Source organism: Saccharopolyspora galaxeae (assembly GCF_016526145.1).
Classification (GTDB): Bacteria; Actinomycetota; Actinomycetes; order Mycobacteriales; family Pseudonocardiaceae; genus Saccharopolyspora_C; species Saccharopolyspora_C galaxeae.
This window is the reverse complement of the sequence record NZ_JADDUE010000014.1, coordinates 1-21,815: the sequence shown is the minus strand read 5'-3', so window position 1 is coordinate 21,815 and position 21,815 is coordinate 1. Positions and strand designations below refer to the sequence as shown.

General features: G+C 70.5%; 20 protein-coding genes and 1 pseudogene. 5 read left to right on the top strand and 16 right to left on the bottom strand.

Annotated features, from left to right (window positions below; translation table 11 throughout):
• Positions 1-5: 5 nt before the first annotated feature.
• The 3 genes from INP57_RS25765 to INP57_RS25755 all read left to right on the top strand — a co-directional run bounded on the left by INP57_RS25765 (position 6) and on the right by INP57_RS25755 (position 4,479).
• Positions 6-2,435, top strand: a complete 2,430-nt coding sequence (locus INP57_RS25765) for a type IV secretory system conjugative DNA transfer family protein (protein WP_200072946.1) — start codon at positions 6-8, stop codon at positions 2,433-2,435.
• An 84-nt stretch (positions 2,436-2,519) separates the two neighbouring features.
• Positions 2,520-3,524 (top strand): replication-relaxation family protein, encoded by a 1,005-nt coding sequence (locus tag INP57_RS25760; RefSeq protein ID WP_200072945.1) that lies wholly within the window; start codon positions 2,520-2,522, stop codon positions 3,522-3,524.
• A 7-nt stretch (positions 3,525-3,531) separates the two neighbouring features.
• A complete protein-coding gene (locus INP57_RS25755; protein WP_200072944.1) occupies positions 3,532-4,479 on the top strand; it encodes a peptidoglycan DD-metalloendopeptidase family protein in 948 nt (315 codons plus the stop codon).
• An 82-nt stretch (positions 4,480-4,561) separates the two neighbouring features.
• On the opposite strand, the gene INP57_RS25750 is transcribed toward INP57_RS25755, so the two are convergent.
• Positions 4,562-4,999 carry a hypothetical protein gene (locus tag INP57_RS25750; RefSeq protein WP_200072943.1) on the bottom strand — a complete coding sequence of 146 codons (438 nt, stop codon included), beginning with the start codon at positions 4,997-4,999 and terminating at the stop codon, positions 4,562-4,564.
• 366 nt (positions 5,000-5,365) lie between these two features.
• Here INP57_RS25750 and INP57_RS25745 point away from each other — a divergent pair, with 366 nt between their 5' ends.
• Together INP57_RS25745 and INP57_RS25740 are read left to right on the top strand one after the other, a co-directional pair.
• Positions 5,366-5,989: a hypothetical protein gene (locus INP57_RS25745; protein ID WP_200072942.1), complete on the top strand. Its 624-nt coding sequence runs from the start codon at positions 5,366-5,368 to the stop codon at positions 5,987-5,989.
• A 109-nt stretch (positions 5,990-6,098) separates the two neighbouring features.
• The gene (locus INP57_RS25740; RefSeq protein WP_200072941.1) at positions 6,099-7,007 is read left to right on the top strand and encodes a hypothetical protein; all 909 of its coding nucleotides are present in this window, start codon (positions 6,099-6,101) and stop codon (positions 7,005-7,007) included.
• Positions 7,008-7,585: 578 nt separating this feature from the next.
• Here INP57_RS25740 and INP57_RS25735 read toward each other — a convergent pair.
• The 15 genes and pseudogenes from INP57_RS25735 to INP57_RS25665 form a co-directional block, all read right to left on the bottom strand.
• Entirely contained in the window at positions 7,586-9,358 is a 1,773-nt protein-coding gene (locus INP57_RS25735; RefSeq protein WP_200072940.1) for a VWA domain-containing protein, read from the bottom strand.
• A 54-nt stretch (positions 9,359-9,412) separates the two neighbouring features.
• Positions 9,413-10,705 (bottom strand): AAA family ATPase, encoded by a 1,293-nt coding sequence (locus INP57_RS25730; RefSeq protein WP_200072939.1) that lies wholly within the window; start codon positions 10,703-10,705, stop codon positions 9,413-9,415.
• 835 nt (positions 10,706-11,540) lie between these two features.
• Positions 11,541-13,841, bottom strand: coding sequence for an AfsR/SARP family transcriptional regulator (locus tag INP57_RS25725; protein ID WP_200072938.1), 2,301 nt, complete (start codon positions 13,839-13,841; stop codon positions 11,541-11,543).
• A complete protein-coding gene (locus INP57_RS25720; protein ID WP_200072937.1) occupies positions 13,838-14,248 on the bottom strand; it encodes a hypothetical protein in 411 nt (136 codons plus the stop codon). Before INP57_RS25720 ends, INP57_RS25725 begins: the two co-directional genes overlap by 4 nt.
• Entirely contained in the window at positions 14,245-14,673 is a 429-nt protein-coding gene (locus tag INP57_RS25715; protein ID WP_200072936.1) for a TadE/TadG family type IV pilus assembly protein, read from the bottom strand. The genes INP57_RS25720 and INP57_RS25715 overlap by 4 nt, the downstream gene beginning before the upstream one ends.
• Positions 14,670-15,071, bottom strand: a complete 402-nt coding sequence (locus INP57_RS25710; protein WP_200072935.1) for a TadE/TadG family type IV pilus assembly protein — start codon at positions 15,069-15,071, stop codon at positions 14,670-14,672. Before INP57_RS25710 ends, INP57_RS25715 begins: the two co-directional genes overlap by 4 nt.
• A 13-nt stretch (positions 15,072-15,084) precedes the next feature.
• Positions 15,085-15,321, bottom strand: coding sequence for a hypothetical protein (locus INP57_RS25705; protein ID WP_200072934.1), 237 nt, complete (start codon positions 15,319-15,321; stop codon positions 15,085-15,087).
• Between the two features lie 20 nt (positions 15,322-15,341).
• A complete protein-coding gene (locus tag INP57_RS25700; RefSeq protein WP_200072933.1) occupies positions 15,342-16,211 on the bottom strand; it encodes a type II secretion system F family protein in 870 nt (289 codons plus the stop codon).
• A complete protein-coding gene (locus INP57_RS25695; protein ID WP_200072932.1) occupies positions 16,208-16,897 on the bottom strand; it encodes a type II secretion system F family protein in 690 nt (229 codons plus the stop codon). The genes INP57_RS25700 and INP57_RS25695 overlap by 4 nt, the downstream gene beginning before the upstream one ends.
• A 143-nt stretch (positions 16,898-17,040) precedes the next feature.
• Positions 17,041-18,384, bottom strand: coding sequence for a TadA family conjugal transfer-associated ATPase (locus INP57_RS25690; protein WP_200072931.1), 1,344 nt, complete (start codon positions 18,382-18,384; stop codon positions 17,041-17,043).
• On the bottom strand, positions 18,381-19,175 hold the full coding sequence (locus INP57_RS25685; RefSeq protein WP_200072930.1) for a CpaE/TadZ family protein: 795 nt from the start codon (positions 19,173-19,175) through the stop codon (positions 18,381-18,383). The genes INP57_RS25690 and INP57_RS25685 overlap by 4 nt, the downstream gene beginning before the upstream one ends.
• A gap of 27 nt (positions 19,176-19,202) precedes the next feature.
• Positions 19,203-19,805, bottom strand: coding sequence for an SAF domain-containing protein (locus tag INP57_RS25680; protein ID WP_200072929.1), 603 nt, complete (start codon positions 19,803-19,805; stop codon positions 19,203-19,205).
• Positions 19,806-19,921: 116 nt separating this feature from the next.
• Positions 19,922-20,758, bottom strand: a complete 837-nt coding sequence (locus tag INP57_RS29825) for a hypothetical protein (protein WP_233628291.1) — start codon at positions 20,756-20,758, stop codon at positions 19,922-19,924.
• Positions 20,758-21,189 carry a hypothetical protein gene (locus tag INP57_RS25670; protein WP_200072928.1) on the bottom strand — a complete coding sequence of 144 codons (432 nt, stop codon included), beginning with the start codon at positions 21,187-21,189 and terminating at the stop codon, positions 20,758-20,760. The genes INP57_RS29825 and INP57_RS25670 overlap by 1 nt, the downstream gene beginning before the upstream one ends.
• Positions 21,190-21,290: 101 nt before the next feature.
• A pseudogene (locus tag INP57_RS25665) lies at positions 21,291-21,815 on the bottom strand (prepilin peptidase); the annotation flags it as partial.

Below are 21,815 nucleotides of genomic sequence, written 5' to 3'. Positions count from 1 at the left end.
TGCCAATGGGGACCATTCTGTCGAGCACAGTAGGTGCGACCGCGGTGATCGCGGGATGGGCGGAAGACGCGCTACGAGACCCTGGCGCTGTAGTGCGGGGCGTTGTCGGCACCGCCACGAACCTGGTCGGCACCGGGTGGCCGTTGCTGGTGCTTGCCGGTGCCGCGCTGTCCGCGGCCCGCTACGGCTGGGTCCGGCGCTGCCGCGCCCGATGGGCAGCCGAGGCGCGGGTGGTGACCGTGCTGGCGCCGCCGTCGGTGGATGCCGCGGGCGGGGCGGCGGTGTGGTCGAATCTGCTCGGGTTACTGCGCCCGTCGTGGCGGCGCTGGCTGTCCGGGCAACCCCACCTCGCCTGGGAATACGCCTTTTCCGAGGCCGGTACCGCACTGCGCTTGTGGGTGCCCGGGGTGATTCCACCCGGCCTGGTCGAGCGTGCCGTGGAAGCCGCCTGGCCCAGCGCGCGCACCAGCACCGAACCCGCCGGGGTCCCGTTTCCCGAACCCGACCGCGGGCAGCAGCGCGTGGTGGTGGCCGGACAGTTGCGGCTGGGACGTGCCGAAGCGCTGCCGATCCGCACCAACTTCGAGGCCGACCCTACCCGCGGGCTACTGGGCGCTCCGGTGGGACTTCAGACCGGCGAATACGCCTGCGTACAGGTATTGGCCCGCCCAGTCGCCGGAACCCGGGCCGCCCGTGCCCGCCGAGCCGCCCGACGGCTGCACACCGGCCGCTCATTCAGCCTCGCCGGGCAGGTGCTGGACCTGCTCACGCCGCACAGCAGCAACCGGCGCCGCACTGCCACCGCCTCGCGCACCCCGGCGCACGACCCGCAAACCTCCCTCGCGACCTCAGCGCTGAACCGGGCCATAGTCGCCAAGCAGCAAGGCGGCCAGTACGAAACTCGCGTGCGCTACACCGTGGCCACCGACCTGCCCGCCGACGCCGACGCCGACCAGCTCCGCGCGGCCCGCAAAGCCGCCCGCGGCCGGGCACACGCCCTCGCGGCCGCGTTCGCGGTCTTCACCGACCACAACCACTACACCCGCCGCCGCCTGTACCGGCCCACCCGCCGCGTCGACCAACGACGCCTGGGCCGGGGCGATCTGCTCTCGGTCAACGAACTCGCCGCGCTGGCCCACCTCCCGCACGACGACAACCTCCCGGGCCTGCACCGCGCCGGTTCCAAAGCCCTCGCCCCGCCGCCCGGCGTGGCCATCCCTGGCCCCGGGGTGAAACCCCTCGGCGACGCCGACACCGGCCAAGGACGCCCGGTCGGGCTGCGCATGTCCGATGCCCGCCACCACCTGCACGTGCTCGGCGCCACCGGGTCCGGCAAATCCACCTTGCTCGCCCACCTGCTCCTGGACGACGCCGAAGCCGGACGCGGCCTCGTGCTCATCGACCCCAAAGGCGACCTCGCCACCGACCTGCTCACCCGGCTCCCCCGCAAGGCCGCCTCGCGACTGGTGCTCTTCGACGCCGACAGCTCCCGCAGGCCGCCGTGCCTGAACCCTCTCGACGGCGACGACACCGACCTGACCGTAGACAACCTCGTATCGGTGTTCCGCCGGGTGTACGCGGCATTCTGGGGCCCACGCACCGACGACGTGATGCGCGCAGCCTGCCTGACCCTGCGCGCCCAAACCGGCCTCGCCACGCTGGCCGACCTTCCGAAACTCCTAACTGAGCCCGCCTTCCGCGCCCGCGTACTCGCCCGCATCCACGACCCGGTCCTGCGCGGATTCTGGGCCTGGTACGACGACCTCACCGACTCCGCGCGCAGCCAAGTCATCGCCCCGTTGATGAACAAACTCCGCGCGTTCCTGCTGCGACCGTTCGTCCGCGACGCCCTGGCCGCCGGATCCTCCACAGTGGACATGCCCGCAGTGCTCAACGAAGGCGGCATCTGCCTGGTGCGCATCCCGAAAGGCTCCCTCGGCGAAGAAACCACCCGGCTCGTCGGTTCCCTGGTAGTAGCGCAGGCCTGGCAAGCCACCACCGGCCGCGCCCAGCGGCCACAACACGAACGCCCGGACGCCTCGCTGGTCATCGACGAAGCACACAACTTCCTCAATCTGCCCTACCCGATCGAGGACATGCTCGCCGAAGCCCGCGGCTTCCGGCTGTCGATGACCCTGGCCCACCAACACCTCGGGCAACTCCCACGGGATCTCCGCGAGGGCATTTCCACCAACGCCCGCTCGAAAATCTACTTCGCCGCAGGGCCCGATGACGCCCGCGACCTTGCGCGGCACACCCACCCACACCTGTCCGAACACGACCTGACCCACCTCGGCGCCTACCACGCCGCCGCTCGTCTGGTCACCAACGGCGAACACGCCCGCCCGTTCACCCTCACCACCCGCGCACTACCCGATGCGATCCCCGGCCGCGCCCGTCATCTCCGCGCCGCGCAGTCCATTCAGGACAGATAAACCAGGGGCGCACGACGCTTTCCGCCACCGGACATTCCTGCCACGCCCGGCCTCCCTTGTCCCCATGATGCTGTGAGGTGAGCCATGCCCAAACCTGCCTGGCGTCAACGCGCACTGCGCAACCCCCGCGTCGACGGGCGCCTCCCGCGGGCGGCCAACACGATTGAGCACCACGTCTTCCTCGTCTCCCGGCTCACGCCCAGGGACCGGTGGCTGGCCGCGATGGTGCACGAGCACCGCGTACTAACCAGCACCCAAATCACCCAGCTGGCATTCCCGTCCGAACGCGCCACCCGCGCCCGACTGCGCACCTTGTTTCAGTGGTCGGTACTCGACCGCTTCCAGCCGTTTCTCACCTACGGCACCGCGCCCATGCACTACGTCCTCGGCCCCGCCGGAGCCAGCATTCTCGCCGCCCAGCACGGATTCGAGGTCAAAGACCTCGGATACCGACGCGAACGCGCCTTCGCCATCGCCAACAGCCTGCGCCTGACCCACCAGGTCGCCACCAACGACCTTCTCTGTCGACTGGCCGCGACCGCACCACCAGGCGCGGCGGGCCTGACCTGCTGGTGGTCGGAAACGCGCTGCGCGCGGCACCTTGGCGACCTCGTCCGGCCCGACGCCTACGCCCGCTGGAACACCACCCGCGCCGAACTCGACGCGTACCTGGAAATCGACCTCGGCACCGAATCCCTGACCCAACTCGCCCGCAAACTCCCCGGCTACCACGACCTCGCCCGCGCGACCGGCCAGGTCACGCAAGTCCTTATCTGGTTACCGACCGCGCGCCGCGAAACCGCCGCGCGCCGAGCCCTGCACCGAACCTGGACCAGCCTCGACGACCCCTCCACCGTGCCCCTCGCGACCGCCACACCCGAGCCGAGCTGCGACCCCACCGGGCCGGTGTGGCTACCGCTGGACTCGCCCGGGCCGCGACGCAGCCTCGACGCGCTGTCCAGCTGCTGGCCTCAACTCAGCACCCACGCAGCCGCCAGCGATACCGAAGCACCGGCCCCAGCAGGCGCCACCGTGCTCCTGCCACCACCCGCACCGCGCGTCCCCACCCTGCACCCCGGCCGGCGGTAACCCGGCCATGCGCCTCGCCGCCAGCATCGCCTCCGTCCTCCTGCTCGTGTTCGTCACCCTCATCGCCGCGATCACCGCGACGTTGACCTCCGTCTTCGGCAGTGGAAGCGACAGCGGTCCCAGCCCGGAGGCCGTGGCCGACATCCCCGCCGACTACCTCGCCCTCTATCAGCAGGCCGCGCCGGTGTGCCCGGGGCTGGACTGGCCCGTGCTGGCCGCGGTCGGCAAGGTCGAAACCGACCACGGGCGTCTCGACGCACCCGGTGTCCACAATGGAGAAAACTCGGCCGGAGCGGCGGGGCCGATGCAGTTTTTGGCCCCGACTTTCGCCTCCGTGGTCGCGCGGCACCCGCTACCGCCGGGCGGCGCCAGCCCGCCGTCGCGGTACGACCCGCACGACGCGACCCATGCCGCCGCGTTCTACCTGTGCGATTCCGGCGCCCGCGACGGCGACCTCCGCGCAGCGATCTTCGGCTACAACCACGCCGACTGGTATGTCGAGAAGGTGCTCGCCCAGGCCGAGCGCTACCGCGCTGCGGCCAGCACGCCACCGGCCTCGCAGGGCGGCTGGGCGGTGCCCGCGGCGGGCCGGTGCAGCTCCGGGTTCGGCCCGCGCGACGGGGACTTCCACCAGGGGCAAGACCTCGCTGCCCCGATCGGCACGCCGATCGGGGCCGCGGCCGAGGGCACGGTGCTCGACGCAGGCCCCGCCAGCGGTTACGGCCTCCGGGTGCGCGTGCAGCATCCCGGCGGCACGGTCACGACCTACGGGCACAACCACACCAACCACGTCACCCCAGGCCAACCCGTCCGCGCCGGACAGCCGATCGCCGAGGTCGGCAACCGCGGCCAGTCCACCGGCCCGCACCTGCACTTCCAAATCGACACCGACGGCGGCCCGGTCGACCCCGTGGCCTTCTATGCGCAGCGCGGGCTGCGGTTGTGTGTGGGCTAGCACGACCGCCCGCAGGGAGCACAAAACAGGGTGTGGCGCGGTTTTGCGCGCCACACCCCGGATTTTCGCGGTCGGGGACGGGTCAGGGCGTGGTGCTGGTGGTCTCGTTCCAGGGTGCTCCGGCGGGAAGCGGTTCGGTCTCGCCCATCCCGGCGCCGACCAGCGCGGCGAACGGCCGGTCGTGCCGGTCCAGCAGCACGATGCGCACGGTGAACAGCGGCGGGGTGGTCTCGTCGAGAGGCACGATGTTGTGGAAGCTGGCCAGCTGGAACAACGTGGCCAGCACGCTGCGGGCCTCGGTGCGGTCCGGGTCGTCGTCGGGGCAGAGCCCGCGGCCGCGCAGCGTGAGGGTGCGGCTGTGCGGGTTGATGTCGGTGTGGGTGTGCAACCGGGCGGGCAGGTCCCCGTCGTCGCGGAGTTCGCCGATCGCGTCGGCCAGCCGCACGGCGGCGGCTTCGAGACTGAAACCGCGGCCGAGACCGGCCGCGAGCCCGTGCACGGCATAGGTGTATTCCGGCATGAAACACGCTCTCTTTCTGTCCACGCATGGCGGCGGCGCGGAATAGGGATACGGGACGTGTCGACACAGCGGCGGGCTGATGTCTGACGCATCCCAGCAACGCTCGGCTTCGGTGGCATTGTCAACCTGAATCGTGCTGACCGGACCCAGATGGGCGTATCCCCGGCCCGTTTTCCCAGGGCGGAAAAACAAGATGCGTGTCTGGGTGGACGGATCGCTTGACAATCGACTGGTAAGCGAGCGTTCCTGGTGGGGCGCGATTTCCACGCGCCGCATTCCCGGGGGCACATCCGGGGTGCGCATCACCACCGGCTCGGGAACGGGAATGCTCGGCCGGTGGGACCGATTTCCGGAGAAGGGATGGTTATGTCTGCCGACACGCACACCGCCGCCGATGGTGGGCCGCGTACCGACACCGAGATCCGCATCTGGGACACGCTCAGCGCCCAGCCGCAGACGACCACGCAGGTCGTGGCCGGGGCCGGGGTGGGTCGTTCCACGGCGGGCAAAGCCCTGGCTCGCTGGGCCGCAGCCGGGCTGATCATCCGCCACGATGCCCCTGACCACACCACCGCCACCACCTGGCTCCACACCCCCGACGAGCAGCACGAACCGGGCGCGGACACCGCCGAACCGGACGACGCCCCACCGCCGGACGACCACACACCGCCCGAACCCGCCGAGGCCCTGACTGCCGACGCCCCGGCCGACGACGACGCTGGCGCCGCGGAGGAGCCCGAGTCGCCGGCCTCGGCCGGGCCCAGTGCCGGGCGGCCGGAACGACTCAAGTCCGGCGGCCTGTACGGGCTGGTCGAGGACTATCTCCGCGACCGACCCGGGCAGGAATTCGGGCCGAGTCAAATCGGCAAAGACCTCAACCGGTCCTCCGGCGCGGTGAACAACGCTCTGGAAAAGATGGCTGCCGAGGAGGTGGCGGTCAAAACCCAGGCCGCGCCGAAACGGTTCTCGATCGCCCCCGACGACGAATGACCACCCAGCCGGACCGTTTCCGCACATGGGGAACGGTTCTCTTCCGGAGGCGTGGGTGGAACCTCCTCCATTCTCTCACTGCGAAACGAGGTCAGTTATGGATGCAGAAATGATCCTACACGCCGCGTCGGCGGAGACCGATTCGGATGCCGGACAGGTCGCGCGGATTACCGTTCCGGAGGGGCAGGTGTTGCTGTATGCCCGGGGAATGCGGGTCCCGCCGCCGCAACCGCCCCGGTCCGCGTGGGTGCTGATGATCACCGGGGTGTTGCCCGGCGAACGCGAGTCCGCCCCGCCAGCGGCGGTGACCGCGAAGTGGTGCCACGGCCCACTGTGCTCAGCGGAAACGGCACGGCGGCGGGTGGCGGTCGTGCCACGGCAGCGGTCCGAGACGGCCACCGAGGTGGTGATCGTGCAGGAGGGCCGTGCGGGCTGGCGCGTGGTCCGGCGCGTGGACGCGCTCGGCCCTGACTGGCCGGGCGCGATCGCGGCCACCGTCGCGGAGACGGTGGCGCACCCGCCGCACGATGACCCGCCGCCGTTCGACGAGGCGCTCTGGCGGTGGGATCGAGACCACGACGAGGTGCTGCTGGCGCATCCCGGGATGCTCATCGCCCCGCCGATGGGCACGCCGACGCAGATGTGGGCGCTGGAGATCACCGATCTGGAACTGTCCGAACCACCCGGCGAACACCGCGGGCCACCGCCGGGGTTTGTGTACGGGGTGTGGCACCGGGCGCCGCTCCCGCCAGACCCGGGGTTCGATGACACGGTCGTGGTCCGGGCGATCGCGCATCCGCCGGGGCCAGGCGGGCCGCGGGTGACGGTGCGGCTGCTGCACCGCGAACACGGCCAGTGGCGCCTGGTCGGCCAGTGGCCGGATCTGGGCACCGACTGGCCCGAGATCATCACACCGACCGTGCGGCTGCTGCTCAGCGCTCACCGGCGCCTGCTGCCCCATGCCGCGCCGCTTCCCTCCTTGCACCCGTACGACCCGGACCCCGACCTCGACGAGTAAGCCCGCCCGCGCGGCGAACCTGTGCCCCGCCACCCTGCCCGGGATGGCGGGGCACAGGCGCATTCAGGGCGGCCCGCGCGACGCTGCACACCGTGCCCGCCGGGGCAGCCACACCGGCACGTCACGCGTAGGGCGCCCGGGCGCGTGCCCGGCCGCAGGTGGCGCCCTGCGCACGCCGACACCGCAACCCCGGGCGAGCCACCAGCCCGGCACCGGGTGACGGGAACAGCGGCCGCACCACTGGGCCCGGGCCCGGGACACGCCGAAACCAGGTTCGCGCGCTGGCCGGTCGGATCGGTCTATCGACCCGGTCGCCCCGGCGGTTCCTGCCGCCCTCGTCGTTGATCGGCGGGCGTTAGGGCGTGATCAGGGCTATGCCGTCCCGGTCGGTCGTGGGCAGCAGGCACCGCCCCGCACGGGAACCGGCGCGCGGCCCGGGTGTGGCGGTGTCGGTGCGCCATCGGCGGTACGCGGGCACCGCACCCACTGGGGGTGCGGGCGGCGGGGGTGACCGAGTGCGGTGCGGGGCCGACCAGCCAAGTGGTCGGCCCCGCACCGGGCTCGGGCAGTGGGTGGGGTTAGTGGCGGCGGGCGGTGGCGCGCAGGGCTGCGGTGGCCGCACGGCCGATGACGGTCGCGGTGGTGGCCGGGTCGGTGAGCTGGTGCACGGTGGCGCCGCGCATGGGGCGGGAGTCGGGGTCGGTGGCCAGCCACAGCAGCCCGCACCCGGCCGCCCGCAGCCGGTCCAGCACGTGTTGTCCCTGGTCGTAGTTGTCCTGTTCGAACACGCCGTCGCTGAGGATCACCAGCAGCCGCGCCGCCCCGGGTTGGGACAGGCCCAGGGACCCGTCCAGGGCCCGGATCGCCCGGGGAATGTCGTGATAGCAGTCCTCGGAGTCGAACGTGGTGACCAGCCGCGGCGCGCTGCCGGGGTGGGTCAGCGGATGCACGTGCTGTCCGAATAGGACGGTCGCGGATTGGGCGGGTGTGCTGGTGTGGCGGGTGGCGTTGGCCACGATCCAGGCCGCTGAGGCGACCGCGCCGGTGTAGGGCTGCATGGACAGGCTGGCGTCGCAGGCGATGCCGACCGTCAACGGTGGGGCGGGCGCCGCGCGGCGGTGGGTGCGGGTGAACGGCTCGGCGGTGGGGATCTGTCCGGCGGCGCGTTGGGCGTCGGCGGCCAGTGCGCCGCGCATCCGCAACCGGCCGGGCGGGGTCGCCACGGTGGTGCGGGTGGTGTGGCGTTCGGTGACCCCGGCGGTACTCAGCGCCCGCGCCAGGGTGCGGGCCGCGCGGCGCTCACCGGTGGTGGGTGTGCGGGTTCCGGCCGTGCCGGTACCGCCCGCGGGGGTGCCGCCCGGAGCACGGCCGAACACCTGCTGTGCCGCCGTGCGGGCCTGCTGCTGCGCGGTGCGGTCGGCGGCCTGCTGGGCGGCTTGCGCTGCCGCAGGCCCGGTGTCCCCGTCCGGTGCTGGTTCGTCGGCGACGTGGTGCGCGATCAGCGAGGTGGTGGCCTGCACGATGCGAGCCAGCGGCGACCGGTCCGCCTGCCCGTCCCTGTCCCCGTCCGAACTGCTGGCGCTGGTGGTGTCCGGGCCGCTGTGGGTGGCGGTGTCCGGGTCGGTGCCGAGCGCGGCGCACCAGCGGCGGCCCAACTCCAGCATGGTCTCGGCGTCGTCGTCGGCGACGGTGTGGGCTTCCCGCCACAACTGCTGCAGAGTGTCCAGTGTGGACGTGCCGAGGATGTTGTGGATCACGCTGGTGATGGCCGTGGTTTCGCTGTGGTCGAGCACCCCGGCGTCGCGGCGTGCCAGCAGCAACCCCGCTGCGCGTGCCGCGGAGTTCGTGTCCATGCCGGTTGTGGTGGTGGGCATGTCGTCGAGGATCAGGTTGCGGGTGGCCGCGCGCAGCCAATGCCGGTCATCGGGGCGCCGGGCCAAATGGGCGGCTTCGATGCGGGACTCTTCCAACAACAGCGCCGCCTCGGCGATCCCGGCTGGTGCCCCGGTGGGCGGGTCCCATCGGGAATGGGCGGCGTGGGCGCATTCGTGGGTGAACAGGCCCCACGCGGTCGCGTAACGGGCACGATCAGCCGGGTCGGCGGGGTCGGCGGTGCGGGGATCGACCGCGCCCAGGTGCGCCCCGTCGATTTCGATCGACGCGTGCGGCGGCAGGAAACAGGCCGGGGACCCATGCCCGGCGCCGGGCGCGATCGTCACGATCAAGTCATCGCGGTCGGCGATGATCGGGGCTTCGTCGGTGAACCCGGCCGACAGTGCCCACCAGTCCGGCCGCAGCGGGGCGGACATCGTGCCGGTGGCGGTCGGGTCGGCGATCACATGCGTACTCATCGTGCGAATCTCCTTACATGCAGCGGGACAAGAACGGTGACCAGAGATCACGGACTAGATGCGATCGCCCAAGGCCAGGGGCGCCACCGTGCCGCCGAACACGGTCCGGACCACGGCGGCCACGGTGTCGCGGTCCTCCTCCGGGGCGAGATTGAGCAAATTCCCGGCCGCCGCATCCGCACCTAGCACCGCGGCGATGCGGTCGAAAGCGATCAGTTCCCGCAGCTGCGGGGCCCAGCCGATCTCGCCCCGCTGTTGCTTGGTGGACAAGTTCAGCGCGGTCCGCACCGCCTTCGGGTTGATCTTGAGTTGCCGAGCGAGGTCGTAGTCGCTGGAAACCCGCACCTGCGCGGAAAACCGCGACGACAGCGCGTCGGACACGATCGCCCCGTGTACGCCGGGGTTGTGCCCGGCGATCACGTAGAACCCGTCCGCGGCGGTGACGCGCTCGCCGCCGTTGGCCTTGATCGTGACCTCCCGGCGCCCGTCCATCGCGGGATACACCACGGCTAGGACCGTCGGCGGGATCAGCGAGGCGTCATCCAGAAACAACGGGCGGCCCTCCCGCATCGCGGTGACCAGCGGGCCGTGTACGAATTCGTAGCGCCCGTCCGGGGTTTGGGTGTACTCACCCACCAGATCGGCCACCGCGGTATCCCCATCCCCGGCAACCGTGATCACATCGGGGAACGCGGCCTCGACCACGGCGGTTTTCCCGGTTCCGGGCGGGCCGTACAGCAGCACCGGCACCTCCGCGGCCCGCAACCGCTGCAACGCCGTCACATCCGGCAACCCCGCGAGCTTGCGCGGGTGATACTGCTGCCCGTTCGGCCGCGCCACCGGACCCGACACCGGCACCGACGCCGCACCCGACCCAGCCGAGGCAGACTTCCCGCCGGACGCCGTGCCCGCGCCCGTGGCGGACGTGCCGCGAGTGGATGCGGATGCCGCCGCACCGCCGGACTTCCCGGCCGCAGATCGCCCGGACTTGCCCGGCTGCGCGGACTGACCGGCCCGCGCGACCGTGGAACCCGCGGCGGATGTGCCCGCGCCTGCCGCGCTGGCCGGGGCGGCGGCCGCGGCCTTCCGGGTCGTGCGGGTGGCCTTGTACCGCACCGGCGCCGTACTGGTCACCTGTGCCGCACCCTGCTCGACCAACGTCGCCAACGCATTGCCCACCGCCCCGGCCGAACGATCCAACCGCACGGCCACCTGCCGCGGGCTGTGCTCACCCGTGCGGTCATCGGCCAACACCTGCGCGACCTGCGCCCGCAACTGCCCACTGCGCAACCGCCCCGACGACGCCGCAGCGGTGGTGGTCCCGTTGTTGCTACTAGTGGAAGGCATACCTCGTCCTCTCTCAGAATGCGCACACTGCGCCCGATTTCCGACATAGCTCACGCCAGCCGGGCCATTTTCTGAAACCCCGGGGAATCCCCGCGAACAACTCAAAGCTAGCTCTGCACCGACCCGCCACACAACCACAAATAGTCCTCCAAACGGGTCCTCCTGTAAACAAACCCCGACGCTATGACCAGTGGAAACCGTGTCCTCGTCGGCAGAATTCGACGCGGCGGCGCGCACAAACACGACTCGCGAGAAAACCGTCAACCGAGCAGATCGCCTCCCTGCGACCGGCAAGAAAGAAACCTGGCAGCCGAGCTGCATCATGAAAAGAAGGAGTATGGACACACCACACTGGGTATCCTCGATTACTTAACCCGACAGCATCGGGCGAGTCCTACGGAACGCTGCTGTTGCGTCTCCCGCGATGCGGGCGGGTCGTGCCGCGCGCCGCTGATGTGTCTTTCGCAGTGCGGGACGCACGAGCCTGGGTGTCCGTCGGAACCACCTGTGGCAGACGTGACCTGCGGGCGAGGCGCCGGGGCGGGGCGAGTGTTGAAGCGGTTGCCCGTACGGCGCCCCGGTTGGTACCCCGGCCGGTATCCCGGTCGGCGCGACGGTAAGAGCCCGTCGCAAGGCCGCGTCGACCGATTCCTCTCTCGCAGCCATCCCAGATTTGTCGCGTTTTCACTACGATGAACGAGCGAGTCATGGCAGGCTGCACAATGTGTCGAGCGCGGAATGGCAAAAGCCTCGCACTGGGTTGCCCTTATCCTCCCCGGAACGGGAACAAACCATGTACACGGACTGAAAGACAGGCCGCGATCGAATGCCTCGGTCAGTGCGCGAGGCGTGCGCCGAGTTCGCGGGTTCCGGTGGTGGGCCGTGTGCCAATCTCTGCGAGCCGGGATTCTAGCAGGCGCATGGTGCGTGGAACTGATTCGCGGTGCCCAAGCAGGGATTGCAAACGCATGATGTCGCGATACAGAGGTTCGTGCAGCGGGTCGAGGTCGCGGGCGTTTTCAAGCAGGCTCAGCGTGCGCTCGGGATCGTGCTGGTGCCAGGCGCGGGCGCAGGAGGCGACGGCGTCGAGGAAGCCGCGGCGGGCGTGTTCGCGCAGCGGCTCGACCCACGCGGCTTCCATGCCTGGTGCGATGCTGCCGTGGTAGCTGGCCACGATCTGCTCGTCGGCGACGTGACGGTCGGCGTCAGTGTGCGCGGTGCGCCGGGCCGCGAGGGCGCTGGTGAAGTGCCAGTAGTCCACGCTGGCCAAGTCGGGGTCGAGCCGGTAACGGCCCGGTGCGGCCTGCACGAGATCGGTCAGCTCCGGGTCGATCTTTTCCAGTGTGCGACGCAGCCGCGACAGGGCGGTGTTGAAGGCGTTGCTGGTGGGCGCTTCGCCCCAGAGCGCGTCCATGAACTCGTCGCGGCTCACGCCGCCCGGATGCAAAGCCAGAAACACCAGCAGCTCCCGCATCCGGGGTTGCAAAGCATCGGTCACCTCCCGCAGCGCGGCGCCGTCCTGCGGAACGTAGTGCAGGCACGGTGGACCGAAGATTGTGATGCGCAACCGCTGGCCGTCCCCGATGGCGGTCTCCAGTGGAACAGCACCGGGCTCGCCGGTCGCTTCCGAGGTGCCCGGGGTGGTGCGCGCGATCTCCAACCCGCCACCGGCGACGGGCTGGCCGCCCGAGGCAGCCGTGGGCGTGGAGGCTGCCTGCGCCGGTTGTTCGGGAGCCGGCGCGGTGCTGTGCTCGCCAGCAGGCTCCCTGTGTGCCGCGCTCGCCGGCGTGCTGATGGTGCTCGCCGCAGGACGGTGGCCCTTGCCTGGTGACCAGTCGGCTTCGTCTTCGTCGACGTCGGTGTTGGCCTCGTCGTCGGCATCGGCGGACATGTTCGTCGCTAGTCGGTGCTGGGCGAGCGGGAGCGGGTAGATCGTTGGGAGCGGCTCGGCCTTGGTGCGGCGATGAGGGCGTCGGCGGCGGAATTGGTAGTGGACCAGGGCGACAGCACCCAGCGCTCCAGCCGTAGACACTCCTGCCACGACTCCCGCCGAAACGCCCACGTCCACGTGCTTAATGCGACCGTGCGCAGACGGCTGCGGCGAGGTGGTTGGCCGCTGCGGTGCAGCAGTGACCGGTTCGGGCGCGAGCAGCGGCAGCGATACCGGTTCCCCAGTGGACGGTCGCAGATGCGCAGCATCGGAGTCATTGGTGCCGGTCGGCGGAACGGCGAGACGCCAGCCGGGCATGAGGAAGCCGGGCCTGCGCAGAGTGCGGTCGGCGTCTTGGGTGCGGCCGCGGTTGAGCTCGAAAATTTCGTGCCATCGGTCGGGGTCGCCGAGGTGTTGCTGGGCGAGGCTGGAGAGGGTGTCGCCGTCGGCGACGATGATCCACCGAGCCCCGTCCGGCAGCGGTGCGGGCTCGGTGTGTACGGCGTCGTCGGGCAGTCGGAGCCAGTCGCCGGCGCGGAGGAACTGCGGTTCGGGCGAGAGGTGTGGGTTGAGGTCGGTGATCTCGCGCCACCGGGTGCCGTCGCCGAGGTGGATTTTCGCGAGCTCCCACAGCGAATCGCCGCGGTGGGTGCGCAGCATGGGGCCGGAGGCGGACGGGCCGGGGCCTGGCCCGTCCGCCTCCGGTGCCGCCGGCAGCGGGGCATGGTGCGGGCCGCTGGGGTGGCGGGGAGCACTGGCCGCCACCGGATTCGCAGGTACTGCTGCGGCGAGGCTGGGGCTGGCGGTGCTGACGAGGACCGTGCTGGTGACCAGGGCGGTGATCCAGCCGCGGACCCCGTCGGGGCCGTTGGCGCACAGGCGGCGGACGCCGAAGCGCAACAGAGCTACGGTGTCGGTGACTAGCCAGCAGATCATCACCAGCCAGGTGCCCCAGAGCGCCAGGAGGCAGCTGGCCAGCAGCAGGCCGTCCATGCCGAGGCTGAGGCGGATCTCGTGGTACGTCGCTACTGCCCACGCGCGGACGTCGGCGGGTTCGAAGGCGCCGAGGAACCCGGAGTGCAGCGGTGGCCACGTCACTGCGGGCCAGTCGAACCACCGGGTGCACAGCACTAGCACTGTGGGCATCACGGTGAGCAGGAACAGGATGCCGAGCACTGCGGGCACACGGCGCCACACGGTGCTCATGGCGTGAGTCCCGGGCTGCTGGTGCCGAGACCGAGTTCGGCAGTGGCGTGGCCGGTGACGTCGTGGATGCGTCCGAGCAGGCCGATCTTGGTGAGTTCCGAATGTGCGACTCGCACCTGCACGCGCCGCCCGTCGAGGGTGATCGTGCCGCGGTGCCCACTGGCGGCAAGGGCTGAGTGCGCGGCACGGCGTGCTCGGTGGGTGTCGATGGTGATCGTCGTGGTGCGGGTGTCGAGGGCGGTCAGCGCGGCGCGGGCGGCTTCGGCTGCGACCGCGTCGGCGCGGGCGAGCGCGCGCATCCGGTCGGCACCGTCGACGACGAGGGTGAGCACGAGCAGCAGGCAGGGCAGCAAGACGGCTACGAGCACGCTGATCGAGCCGCGGTCGTGTTCGTGCGGCCGGATCATATGCGTTCCCGGTACGGGTCCAGAGGACTGGCGAACTCGCTGGTAAGGGCCACGCTGCCGGGTAGGCCGGGTAAAGAGAGCTCGGCCAGCGGCACGGTGCAGGAGGTCCGGACGGTGACGGTGCCGGTGTGGCCGGGCGTGGTGGCGAATCCGCCGGTGTCCACGGCGAGATGTTGGTCGGTGCAATGCAGCCCGTGTTCGCCCAGGGCGTGGTCGGTGACGGTGCGGGCCGCGGTCTGGGCGTGGCCGGCGGTGCGTGCGAGCGACGCGGCGCGAGCTGCCGCGGTGGTGGCGGTGTCGAGGGCGGCATTCGCGGTGACGATGCGTCCACCGGCGATCACGAGTGCCAACACCAGCAGGACGACGGGGGTGAGTACGGCGAGTTCGATGCTGGCCGATCCCTGCTCGGATTCCGGGATGCTCATCGCGTTTCTCCTGGGGTGGTGAACCGTTCTTGGGCGGCGCTGGCGGTTTCGTGGACGCGGAAGTCCAGCCCTGGAATCGGCAGCACCCGTGGCGCGGTCGCCGAAACTCGAACCGATACCTCCGTGGCGGAGGCGGAGACGATCGTGGCGGGGTCGCTGGCGGCGTTCGGAGCGCGGTGCAGGAACTCGGCCGCGGCCCGTTCGCCCGCGTCGGGGGTGGCGTGCAGGGCACGGGAAGCTTGTAGCCCCGTCGCCGCGGCGTGCAGACACAGGTTGCGGGTGTGCCACCACAACCCCGCTTGCACGACCGACAGCAGCAGTACGACAGCGAGCCCGGCGAGCACGGCCGTTTCCACGGTTTCCGAACCCCGATCGGTGTGTCTGGTGTGGACAGTCATGTCGGGCCCTGGGTTAGTGGAGTTGGCCTTGGTATTTGGACACCACGGCGGCGATCGCTCCGGCCAGGCCGAGCGCGATGGTGAGCCCGATCGCGGTCAGCACGGCTTTTTCGGTGCTTTCCGAGCCGTGGTCGTCGACTCGGATGCGGCGTGCGCGGCTGAGGCAGTGGTCCAGTGCGGTGGTCGCGATGAGCGCGAGAGTCAGGACGAGTCGTTCGAGGCGTGCTCGGAAGGTGCGTAGGTGCTGCATGGCCGGGGTTCCTTTCGGGGTCAGGACTGCAGGAGTGGGCTGATCGCGGGGTAGAGGGCGAGTCCGAGGAAGGCGACGATCAGGACGGTGGCGGGCACGGTGAGGTGTTCGCTGCGGGAGTTGGCTCGGGTGGTGTCGTCGGTGAGCGCTGCGTGGCGCAGTGCGGTGGCTTTGGTGTGCAGGCTGGTCGTGATCGCGGCTCCGTCGGCGGCGGTGTTCGCGAGGTCGGCCACGTCGGTCAGTTCTGCCACTTGCAGGCGGTCTCCGAGGTCGCGCAAGGCGTCCCAGGGGGTGTTGCCGAGCCGGTGGGCGTGGGTGACGGTGGCGTGGATGCGTCGGAACAGCGGGTGGTCGCTGGTTTCGGCGGCTTCGCGCAGGGCCGGGGTTGCGGCGCGTCCGGCGCTGCGTTCTTGGGCGACGAGGTCCAGGTAGACCGCCAGCACTCGTCGGTAGCTTTTCCTGCGTTCGGTGGCGGTCTCGCGCACCTGGAGATGTGGCAGCATCCCGCCGCTTGCGGCGCCCGTGACCGCGCACAGGACTGCGACAACTGCTGGAAGTAGGTTCACGACCAGACCGAGTGCGCCGAGCGCGGCCCCGGCCGTGAGACCGAGTGCGGCGGCCCGCAGACGGCGAGCGACGTAGTGCTCGGTCGACAATTCCAGGAGGTTCAGGTCCGCATCGGGTGGGCGCAGCCATGGGTGCTGACATCGTTGTGTGCGGGCGGATAGCCACGGGACGACGTTCGGCCTGGTCGGTTCGTGGTCTGCAGTGTTGGTGACGTGGTGCAGTGCTGCCGGTAGGTCGAGTCGTGCTCGGGGCAGGCAGTAGGTGAAGGCAGCGGCCAGTCCGGCGCCGAGGGCGAGACCGCAGGTCACGGCGAGCGGGATCATCTGTTCTCCGTGGCAGGGCTGAGCAAGTAGCGCGGGGGCGTGCCGGGGCGGGTGAGCCGGTGCATCCACGCCACCGCCGCGGCGCCGAGCAGTCCGAGCCCAGCGAGGACGCCTTGCCCGCTGGGAGTGTCGAACGGGGTGAGGTAGTCGCCGGCGAAGGCCACGAGCCCGGTCAGCATCGCCACCGTGATGCCGAGCAAGCAGCGCACGGTGGTGCGCGGTTTCGCCCGGTCGGCCTCGATTTGGCGCCGGGAGGTGACCTCGCGGGCTTGGGTTTCGGCGTGCTGGTGCAGCAGGTCGGCGAGGCCACGTCCTCCGGCGCGCAGTCGCAGCAGCAGGGCGAGCACGACGGTGTCCACGGCGGGGTCGGCGAGGTCGTCGGCGAAGGCGCGCAGTGCTGTTTCGGTGCCCTGTGTGCGCATTCGGTGGGCGAGGCGTTGCACCGGCGACGTCAGGGGCTCCGGGGCGGTCGCCGCGGACCGCGTGATCGCGTGGGAGAGGCCGCCGGAGCCGGAGGCGAGCAGGTCGCCGAGTCGTCTGGTCCACGTGGTCAGTGCCTCGGCGCGGGCGATGGCCTCTTTCGCCGCAGGCGGGGCGAGTACAGGCGGCAGGCCCACTGTGGTGGCGGTCGTGATCGCTCCGGCTACCGGCCAGCCTGTCGCCCACCAGGCGAGAGTGCCAAGCACGAGCCCACCTGTGGCGAGGCGCCACGACCGCGGCACGTTCCACACCGGCGGAACGCGACGAGGAATGTGGTGTCCATAGAGGAGGAGCAGGACGGCGAGCGCGAGGATTAGTCCGCAGGCCCCGGCGGTGAGCAGCTCGGGGTTCATTGATGCTCACCGCCCCAGGCCGGTGCAGCGCAGTCGAACACTCCGGGGTTGAGACCGGCGCGAGTGAGCCGGTCGAGCAGGTGCGGGGCCGGTGGCCCGATGGGGGTCGGCTGGTCCTGGCCAGTCGGAGTGGCGAAAATCGGGGTCAGGTCGGGAGTTTCAGCGTCACCGACTGGTCCGACTTCGACGATCTCGCCCACGCTGCGCCTGCGCCCGTCGGGTCGATCGTGGCGAGTGACGTGCACGATCAGATCGAGCGCGGAAGCGGTCCAGCGGTGTGCGGCGTGGATCGGCAGCGGTGGGTTCGCCAACTGGCCGAGGGCGGCGATCCGATCGGGGACCGCACGAGCGCTGGTGGCGTGCAGGGTGCCCATCCCACCTGCTGCTCCGTTGCCCAATGCCCGCAGCAATGCGGTGATTTCTCCGGCGCGGACCTCACCGACCACCACTCGTGACGGTGAATGCCGCAGGGCTTGTTTGAGCAGATCGTCGAGGGTGATCTCCCCGGTTCCTTCGGCTCCGGCGGTCCGCGATTCCCACGCGCTCACCACCGGGTGCCGTGCGGAATCGAGGTGCAGGCCGAGTTCGTAGTCGTCTTCGACGGTGACCACGTGCTCCGGGGCGGGAACCTGCTGGCACAGCGCCCGCAACAGGGTGGTCTTGCCCGCATACGGCCCGCCGGTGACTAGCACGTTGAGTCCGGCAGCCACCGTGGCGGCGAGGAACTGGTGCAGCCGGGCATCGAGAGTGCCGTTGGTGTGGAGGTCGTCGAGGGTGGCGTGGGCGAGGCGGTGTCGGCGGATCGCGACCTTGGGCCGGTCGCAGAGTTCGCGCACGGCCGCGATGCGGGCGCCGAGTGGCCCGCCGGCAGGGATGCGGACGTTGGCGATGGGATGTGCCGGGGAGAATTCGCGCGAGGTGCGGCCGGCGCGGGCGAAGATCTCACCGAGGGTGTCCATCAGGGCTTCGTCGGAGTCGGCGACCGGGTGTGGCCAGCGTGCGGTGGTGCCGGTGGCGGTTTCGACGAGCACGTGGTCGTGCCCGTGGATGTGGATGTTTTCGATCTGGTCGCGATCTAGCAGGGCCGCGATACCGCCGAGACCGGCCAAGGCGCCGTGCACCGCGCGGATCACGCGGCGTTCCACTGCGTCGGCAACGGCAGGGAGCCCGGCGCTGGCACGTTCGGCGGCCCAGGCGAAGACGACGTCGGAAACCACCGCCTGCTCGTCATGCTCCTGTCGGCTCAGGCGCGCGGCGGCCCGTTGCCGCAAGGCGTCCACAGTGGCCGGGTCGGGAATGGGGTCGCCGTCGTCGAACCACGGCAGCGCGTGTGTGGTCATTCGCCGACACCTGCCCGTGTCGAGTCGCGGCAGAACCGGACCGTGACGTGGGCCTGACGATGCAACCCGCGAGCGGTCGAGCGAATCGCCTTCCACAACGGACGGCGATGCAGATGCTTCGGTTGCTCGGCGCCATCGGAGAACACCCGCGCGCTGGGCGCATCCTCGGGCAGTGAGAACCCGACAGGCACGCCCAGAGCCTGCGCGGTGTCGGCAGCCTGTCGAGAATCCGCTGCCAACACGGCGAGTTCGACGCGCTGGTACCGATCAGTCAGGTACCGGGCGAGGTCGGTGCTACCCGAGCAGGACCGCAAACTCGGCCGCACCGCGAGCAACACCCGGTCAGCCGCGTTCAGCAGCGGCCACGGAGTTTGCGGGCACCACCGTCCGGCATCGACGAGCACGTCCGGTCCGGACTTCGTGACATCGCGCAGGGCACTGGCCAACCGTGACCAGCCATCGGAGCCGATCGCGATCGCCTGTTCGGCGTGCAGCACCCCGGGGAGGACACGGATGTGCCGGGCGTGGGGAACGGCGTGGACGTGCCCGGCCAACCCTTCGGCCGGCACCGTGGTCATGCGTCGAGTGCTGGCGGCGAAAGTCACCACCCCGGTCTCGGTCGTCAGGCGCCCGTCGACCCACCAGCGTGAGAGCCACCCCGGTACCAACGCTCCGCGTACCGGGTCGGCATCCGCCGCCAAGAGGGGGCCGGGCCAGGCGGTGGCCAACGCCGCCACCGTCGTCGACACTCCAGGCGCGCCGAGTGCACTGATCACTGCGGTGATCGCCATTGCATTTCTCCTTTCACAACAGGGGAATCACTGGTGGTCCGGGCCGAGGAGGCTGACTTGTGCCCCGCCGACCGCGGCAGCAACCGCCTCAGATGCGGTGGCGTCCGGGATGAGCAGGTCCGCGGTGATCGCGCCCTCGGCATCCGGTGGAGAACTGCGCACGACGCGGGCCGTGAACTCCGCCCCCGGCTCGGCCTGCTGGGTGGACGTGGTGGTCTGCTCGGGCGCGGGGTGTACGGCGACGGGATCGTTCGGCAGCAACCCCCGGACTGGAAACCGGCCTGGTTCCAACCGGAGTCCGAGCACCTGTTGCCCGGCCGCGGGGATGGCCTGCCGAGCCAGATCGCTGTAGGCGAGCAGACCTCCGGCGTGCAGGTTCTGCCCGGCCACCTGCCCGACGACCGTTCCGCGATCGGTATCCGGGACCGCGAACTGGGTTACGTCGGCGGAAAGTTCGACAGGTTGGACGTCGGCCTGCGAGATCCGCTTGCCCCAGGGCACATCTCGGGCCAGTACGAGTACGGGCTCCCGATCCGACAACGCAGCGATCAAAGCGGCGTTGCCGCCGGTAGCGCCGATCACGAGCACGACCGCGGTCGCCCACACCCAGCCACGCTTCTTCCGCGGCACCCGCGGCTCATCCGAAATGCGTTGACCATGCCGGTCCGTGCTGGGTGATGTGTCTGTTGTGGACATACGTCTCCCCGGAAACAAGAGAACAATGCGGAAAACGAAAAGAGGAGGTGTCAGTCGGTAGTGAGGGCTTGGGCCTCGGCCACGGCCAGCTCCGCGTCGGCTCGCGAAGTCATCGGTGCCAGGGTGCCGCCTGCAGGGATGGTGCCGTCGAATCCGCGCCACGACACCGACCAGGCGATCGCCCACTCGGCGCGCACCTGCTCGCCGGGCCGACCGACTGAGGAGCGGTCGAAGACGATGTCGCAGTCCGGAGAAGCGGTGTGCAGTCCGAACGACCGCGCGTAGGGCGTCCCCGGACCAGCACAGGAGGCCGCTGGCTGCCCGGTACCTGGATCCAGGTTCAACCGTTGGGGCGTGGCGGTGACTTCTGCCCACACCGGCCCGATCTGCACCCGCCGCGACACCGGTCGCCAGTCCGTGGGTTCGGTCCAGAACCAGGTGTGCTCACCGACCACCGTGGCCGCGCGCCCGTCCGGGAGCTGCAGATCCGGCGAATGCAGCGGTGTCGGCAACGGCAACCGCAACTGCTCGGCCGCCTGCCTGGCCAGCACGCCCGGCGACGGCGCCGCGGGATCAGTGAAATCGGGAAAGCGGAACTCCGGCAGGATCGAAAACCACTCCGGCACACCGCCTGCCGGGGCCGACCAGCTCAATCCCAAAGGCGGCCCAGCAACATCGCCGCCGGTCCCGTCGGACTCGTCGGAACCTGGGCTCCCCGATCCTGCGTGTGTTCCTCCGGCCACAGCACCCAGGTCGATCGAGGGCGAGCCGTAGTAGCCCTGAGCATCACCGGGCAGCACCATGACGCCGTCGGCGAACGCAGGTGCCGGTAGCAACGCTCCGGCGGTGAGCCCGGCCAGCACGGAAAACACGCTGCGCGCCCGCATCAGCAGCTCCCGCCCGGATAGTCGATCCGCACCATCCGCCACTGCCCATCCGCGTCGTGGTGCAACGTGCTGGAGACCGGGTTGCGGGCCAGACCCACCGTGCGCGGCTGTCCTGAGGCATCGGCCTGTCCGGAGCGGCTGGCGTCCTGGCAATCCGTCACCACCGCCCGAGATCCCTCGATCCGTACTTCGCTGATGCGGGGCCGGATGTGTCCGTAGAGGGTGATCCTGCGGGTGCGCTGCTGTTCCAGGTTGCCGAGCATCGTGTTCGTCAATGACTCGGTGGCCACGCTCGCCAATTCGGGGCGTTGCTGCTCGACCGGGTGGTGTGGCACGGCCTGCGACACCCGCCAAAACCGCTCGTAGCTCTCGGCGACCCGAGCCTGCTCGCCATCGCGAGGCGACTGGGCCTGCGGCGGACCCGCGATCACCGGTTTATCCGGAGGATCTGGCGGCTCAGTGTTCGCGCAAGCCGTGAGCATCCCGGCTAGCAGCACCGTGCCGAGTGCTGCGGGCAACCGACGGAAGCGGGCTACAGCAGCGGAATCCACGCGCCCAACAGCAGCACGGGACCGGCTGCGATCCGGGTGTTTCGCTCGCGGAGCCCGAGTAGCCAGGCCAGTCCCGCGAAGCTCCCGAGCACGAGGTGCGCGGTGATCAGTCCAGTAAGGACGGTCGGCCAGCCGTGCCAGGCCCAGAACGGGGCTAGCGCGGCGAGTAGAAGCGTGTCGCCGAAGCCGACCTCGCCCGGTATCACCCACTGCACCAACAGCCCGAGCGCCAATACCAGCAGGCTCGCCGCGATCAGACGTGGCAGAAGTTCCGGCCGAGTTGTCCCGAACACCACGAGACCGCCCGCCAGCAGGATCGTCAGCCACGGGTGCGGAAGCCGATGGTGTAGCGCGTCGATCAGCGCGAGCACCGTGCCGATCACGGCTAGCTGTTGCGGGTCGTGACGTTGGTGTCGGCTGGCGGGGTCTGAGGAGGGGGACGGGTCTTTCGGCGGCAGGATGAGAAGTGCGACCAACTCGTCCGCCGGACAGAAAGACCCGTCCAT

What these genes read in the sequence shown, in the direction of transcription:
- INP57_RS25750 (WP_200072943.1), bottom strand. Translation starts at nt 4,999, where the DNA reads ATGCCGGAATACACCTATGCCGTGCACGGGCTCGCGGCCGGTCTCGGC.
- INP57_RS25720 (WP_200072937.1), bottom strand. Translation starts at nt 14,248, where the DNA reads ATGATCCGGCCGCACGAACACGACCGCGGCTCGATCAGCGTGCTCGTA.
- INP57_RS25765 (WP_200072946.1), top strand. Translation starts at nt 6, where the DNA reads ATGGGGACCATTCTGTCGAGCACAGTAGGTGCGACCGCGGTGATCGCG.
- INP57_RS25730 (WP_200072939.1), bottom strand. Translation starts at nt 10,705, where the DNA reads ATGCCTTCCACTAGTAGCAACAACGGGACCACCACCGCTGCGGCGTCG.
- INP57_RS25690 (WP_200072931.1), bottom strand. Translation starts at nt 18,384, where the DNA reads ATGACCACACACGCGCTGCCGTGGTTCGACGACGGCGACCCCATTCCC.
- INP57_RS25740 (WP_200072941.1), top strand. Translation starts at nt 6,099, where the DNA reads ATGATCCTACACGCCGCGTCGGCGGAGACCGATTCGGATGCCGGACAG.
- INP57_RS25705 (WP_200072934.1), bottom strand. Translation starts at nt 15,321, where the DNA reads ATGCAGCACCTACGCACCTTCCGAGCACGCCTCGAACGACTCGTCCTG.
- INP57_RS25745 (WP_200072942.1), top strand. Translation starts at nt 5,366, where the DNA reads ATGTCTGCCGACACGCACACCGCCGCCGATGGTGGGCCGCGTACCGAC.
- INP57_RS25710 (WP_200072935.1), bottom strand. Translation starts at nt 15,071, where the DNA reads ATGACTGTCCACACCAGACACACCGATCGGGGTTCGGAAACCGTGGAA.
- INP57_RS25700 (WP_200072933.1), bottom strand. Translation starts at nt 16,211, where the DNA reads ATGATCCCGCTCGCCGTGACCTGCGGTCTCGCCCTCGGCGCCGGACTG.
- INP57_RS25735 (WP_200072940.1), bottom strand. Translation starts at nt 9,358, where the DNA reads ATGAGTACGCATGTGATCGCCGACCCGACCGCCACCGGCACGATGTCC.
- INP57_RS25755 (WP_200072944.1), top strand. Translation starts at nt 3,532, where the DNA reads ATGCGCCTCGCCGCCAGCATCGCCTCCGTCCTCCTGCTCGTGTTCGTC.
- INP57_RS25715 (WP_200072936.1), bottom strand. Translation starts at nt 14,673, where the DNA reads ATGAGCATCCCGGAATCCGAGCAGGGATCGGCCAGCATCGAACTCGCC.
- INP57_RS25760 (WP_200072945.1), top strand. Translation starts at nt 2,520, where the DNA reads ATGCCCAAACCTGCCTGGCGTCAACGCGCACTGCGCAACCCCCGCGTC.
- INP57_RS25685 (WP_200072930.1), bottom strand. Translation starts at nt 19,175, where the DNA reads ATGGCGATCACCGCAGTGATCAGTGCACTCGGCGCGCCTGGAGTGTCG.
- INP57_RS25725 (WP_200072938.1), bottom strand. Translation starts at nt 13,841, where the DNA reads ATGAGCACCGTGTGGCGCCGTGTGCCCGCAGTGCTCGGCATCCTGTTC.
- INP57_RS29825 (WP_233628291.1), bottom strand. Translation starts at nt 20,758, where the DNA reads ATGCGGGCGCGCAGCGTGTTTTCCGTGCTGGCCGGGCTCACCGCCGGA.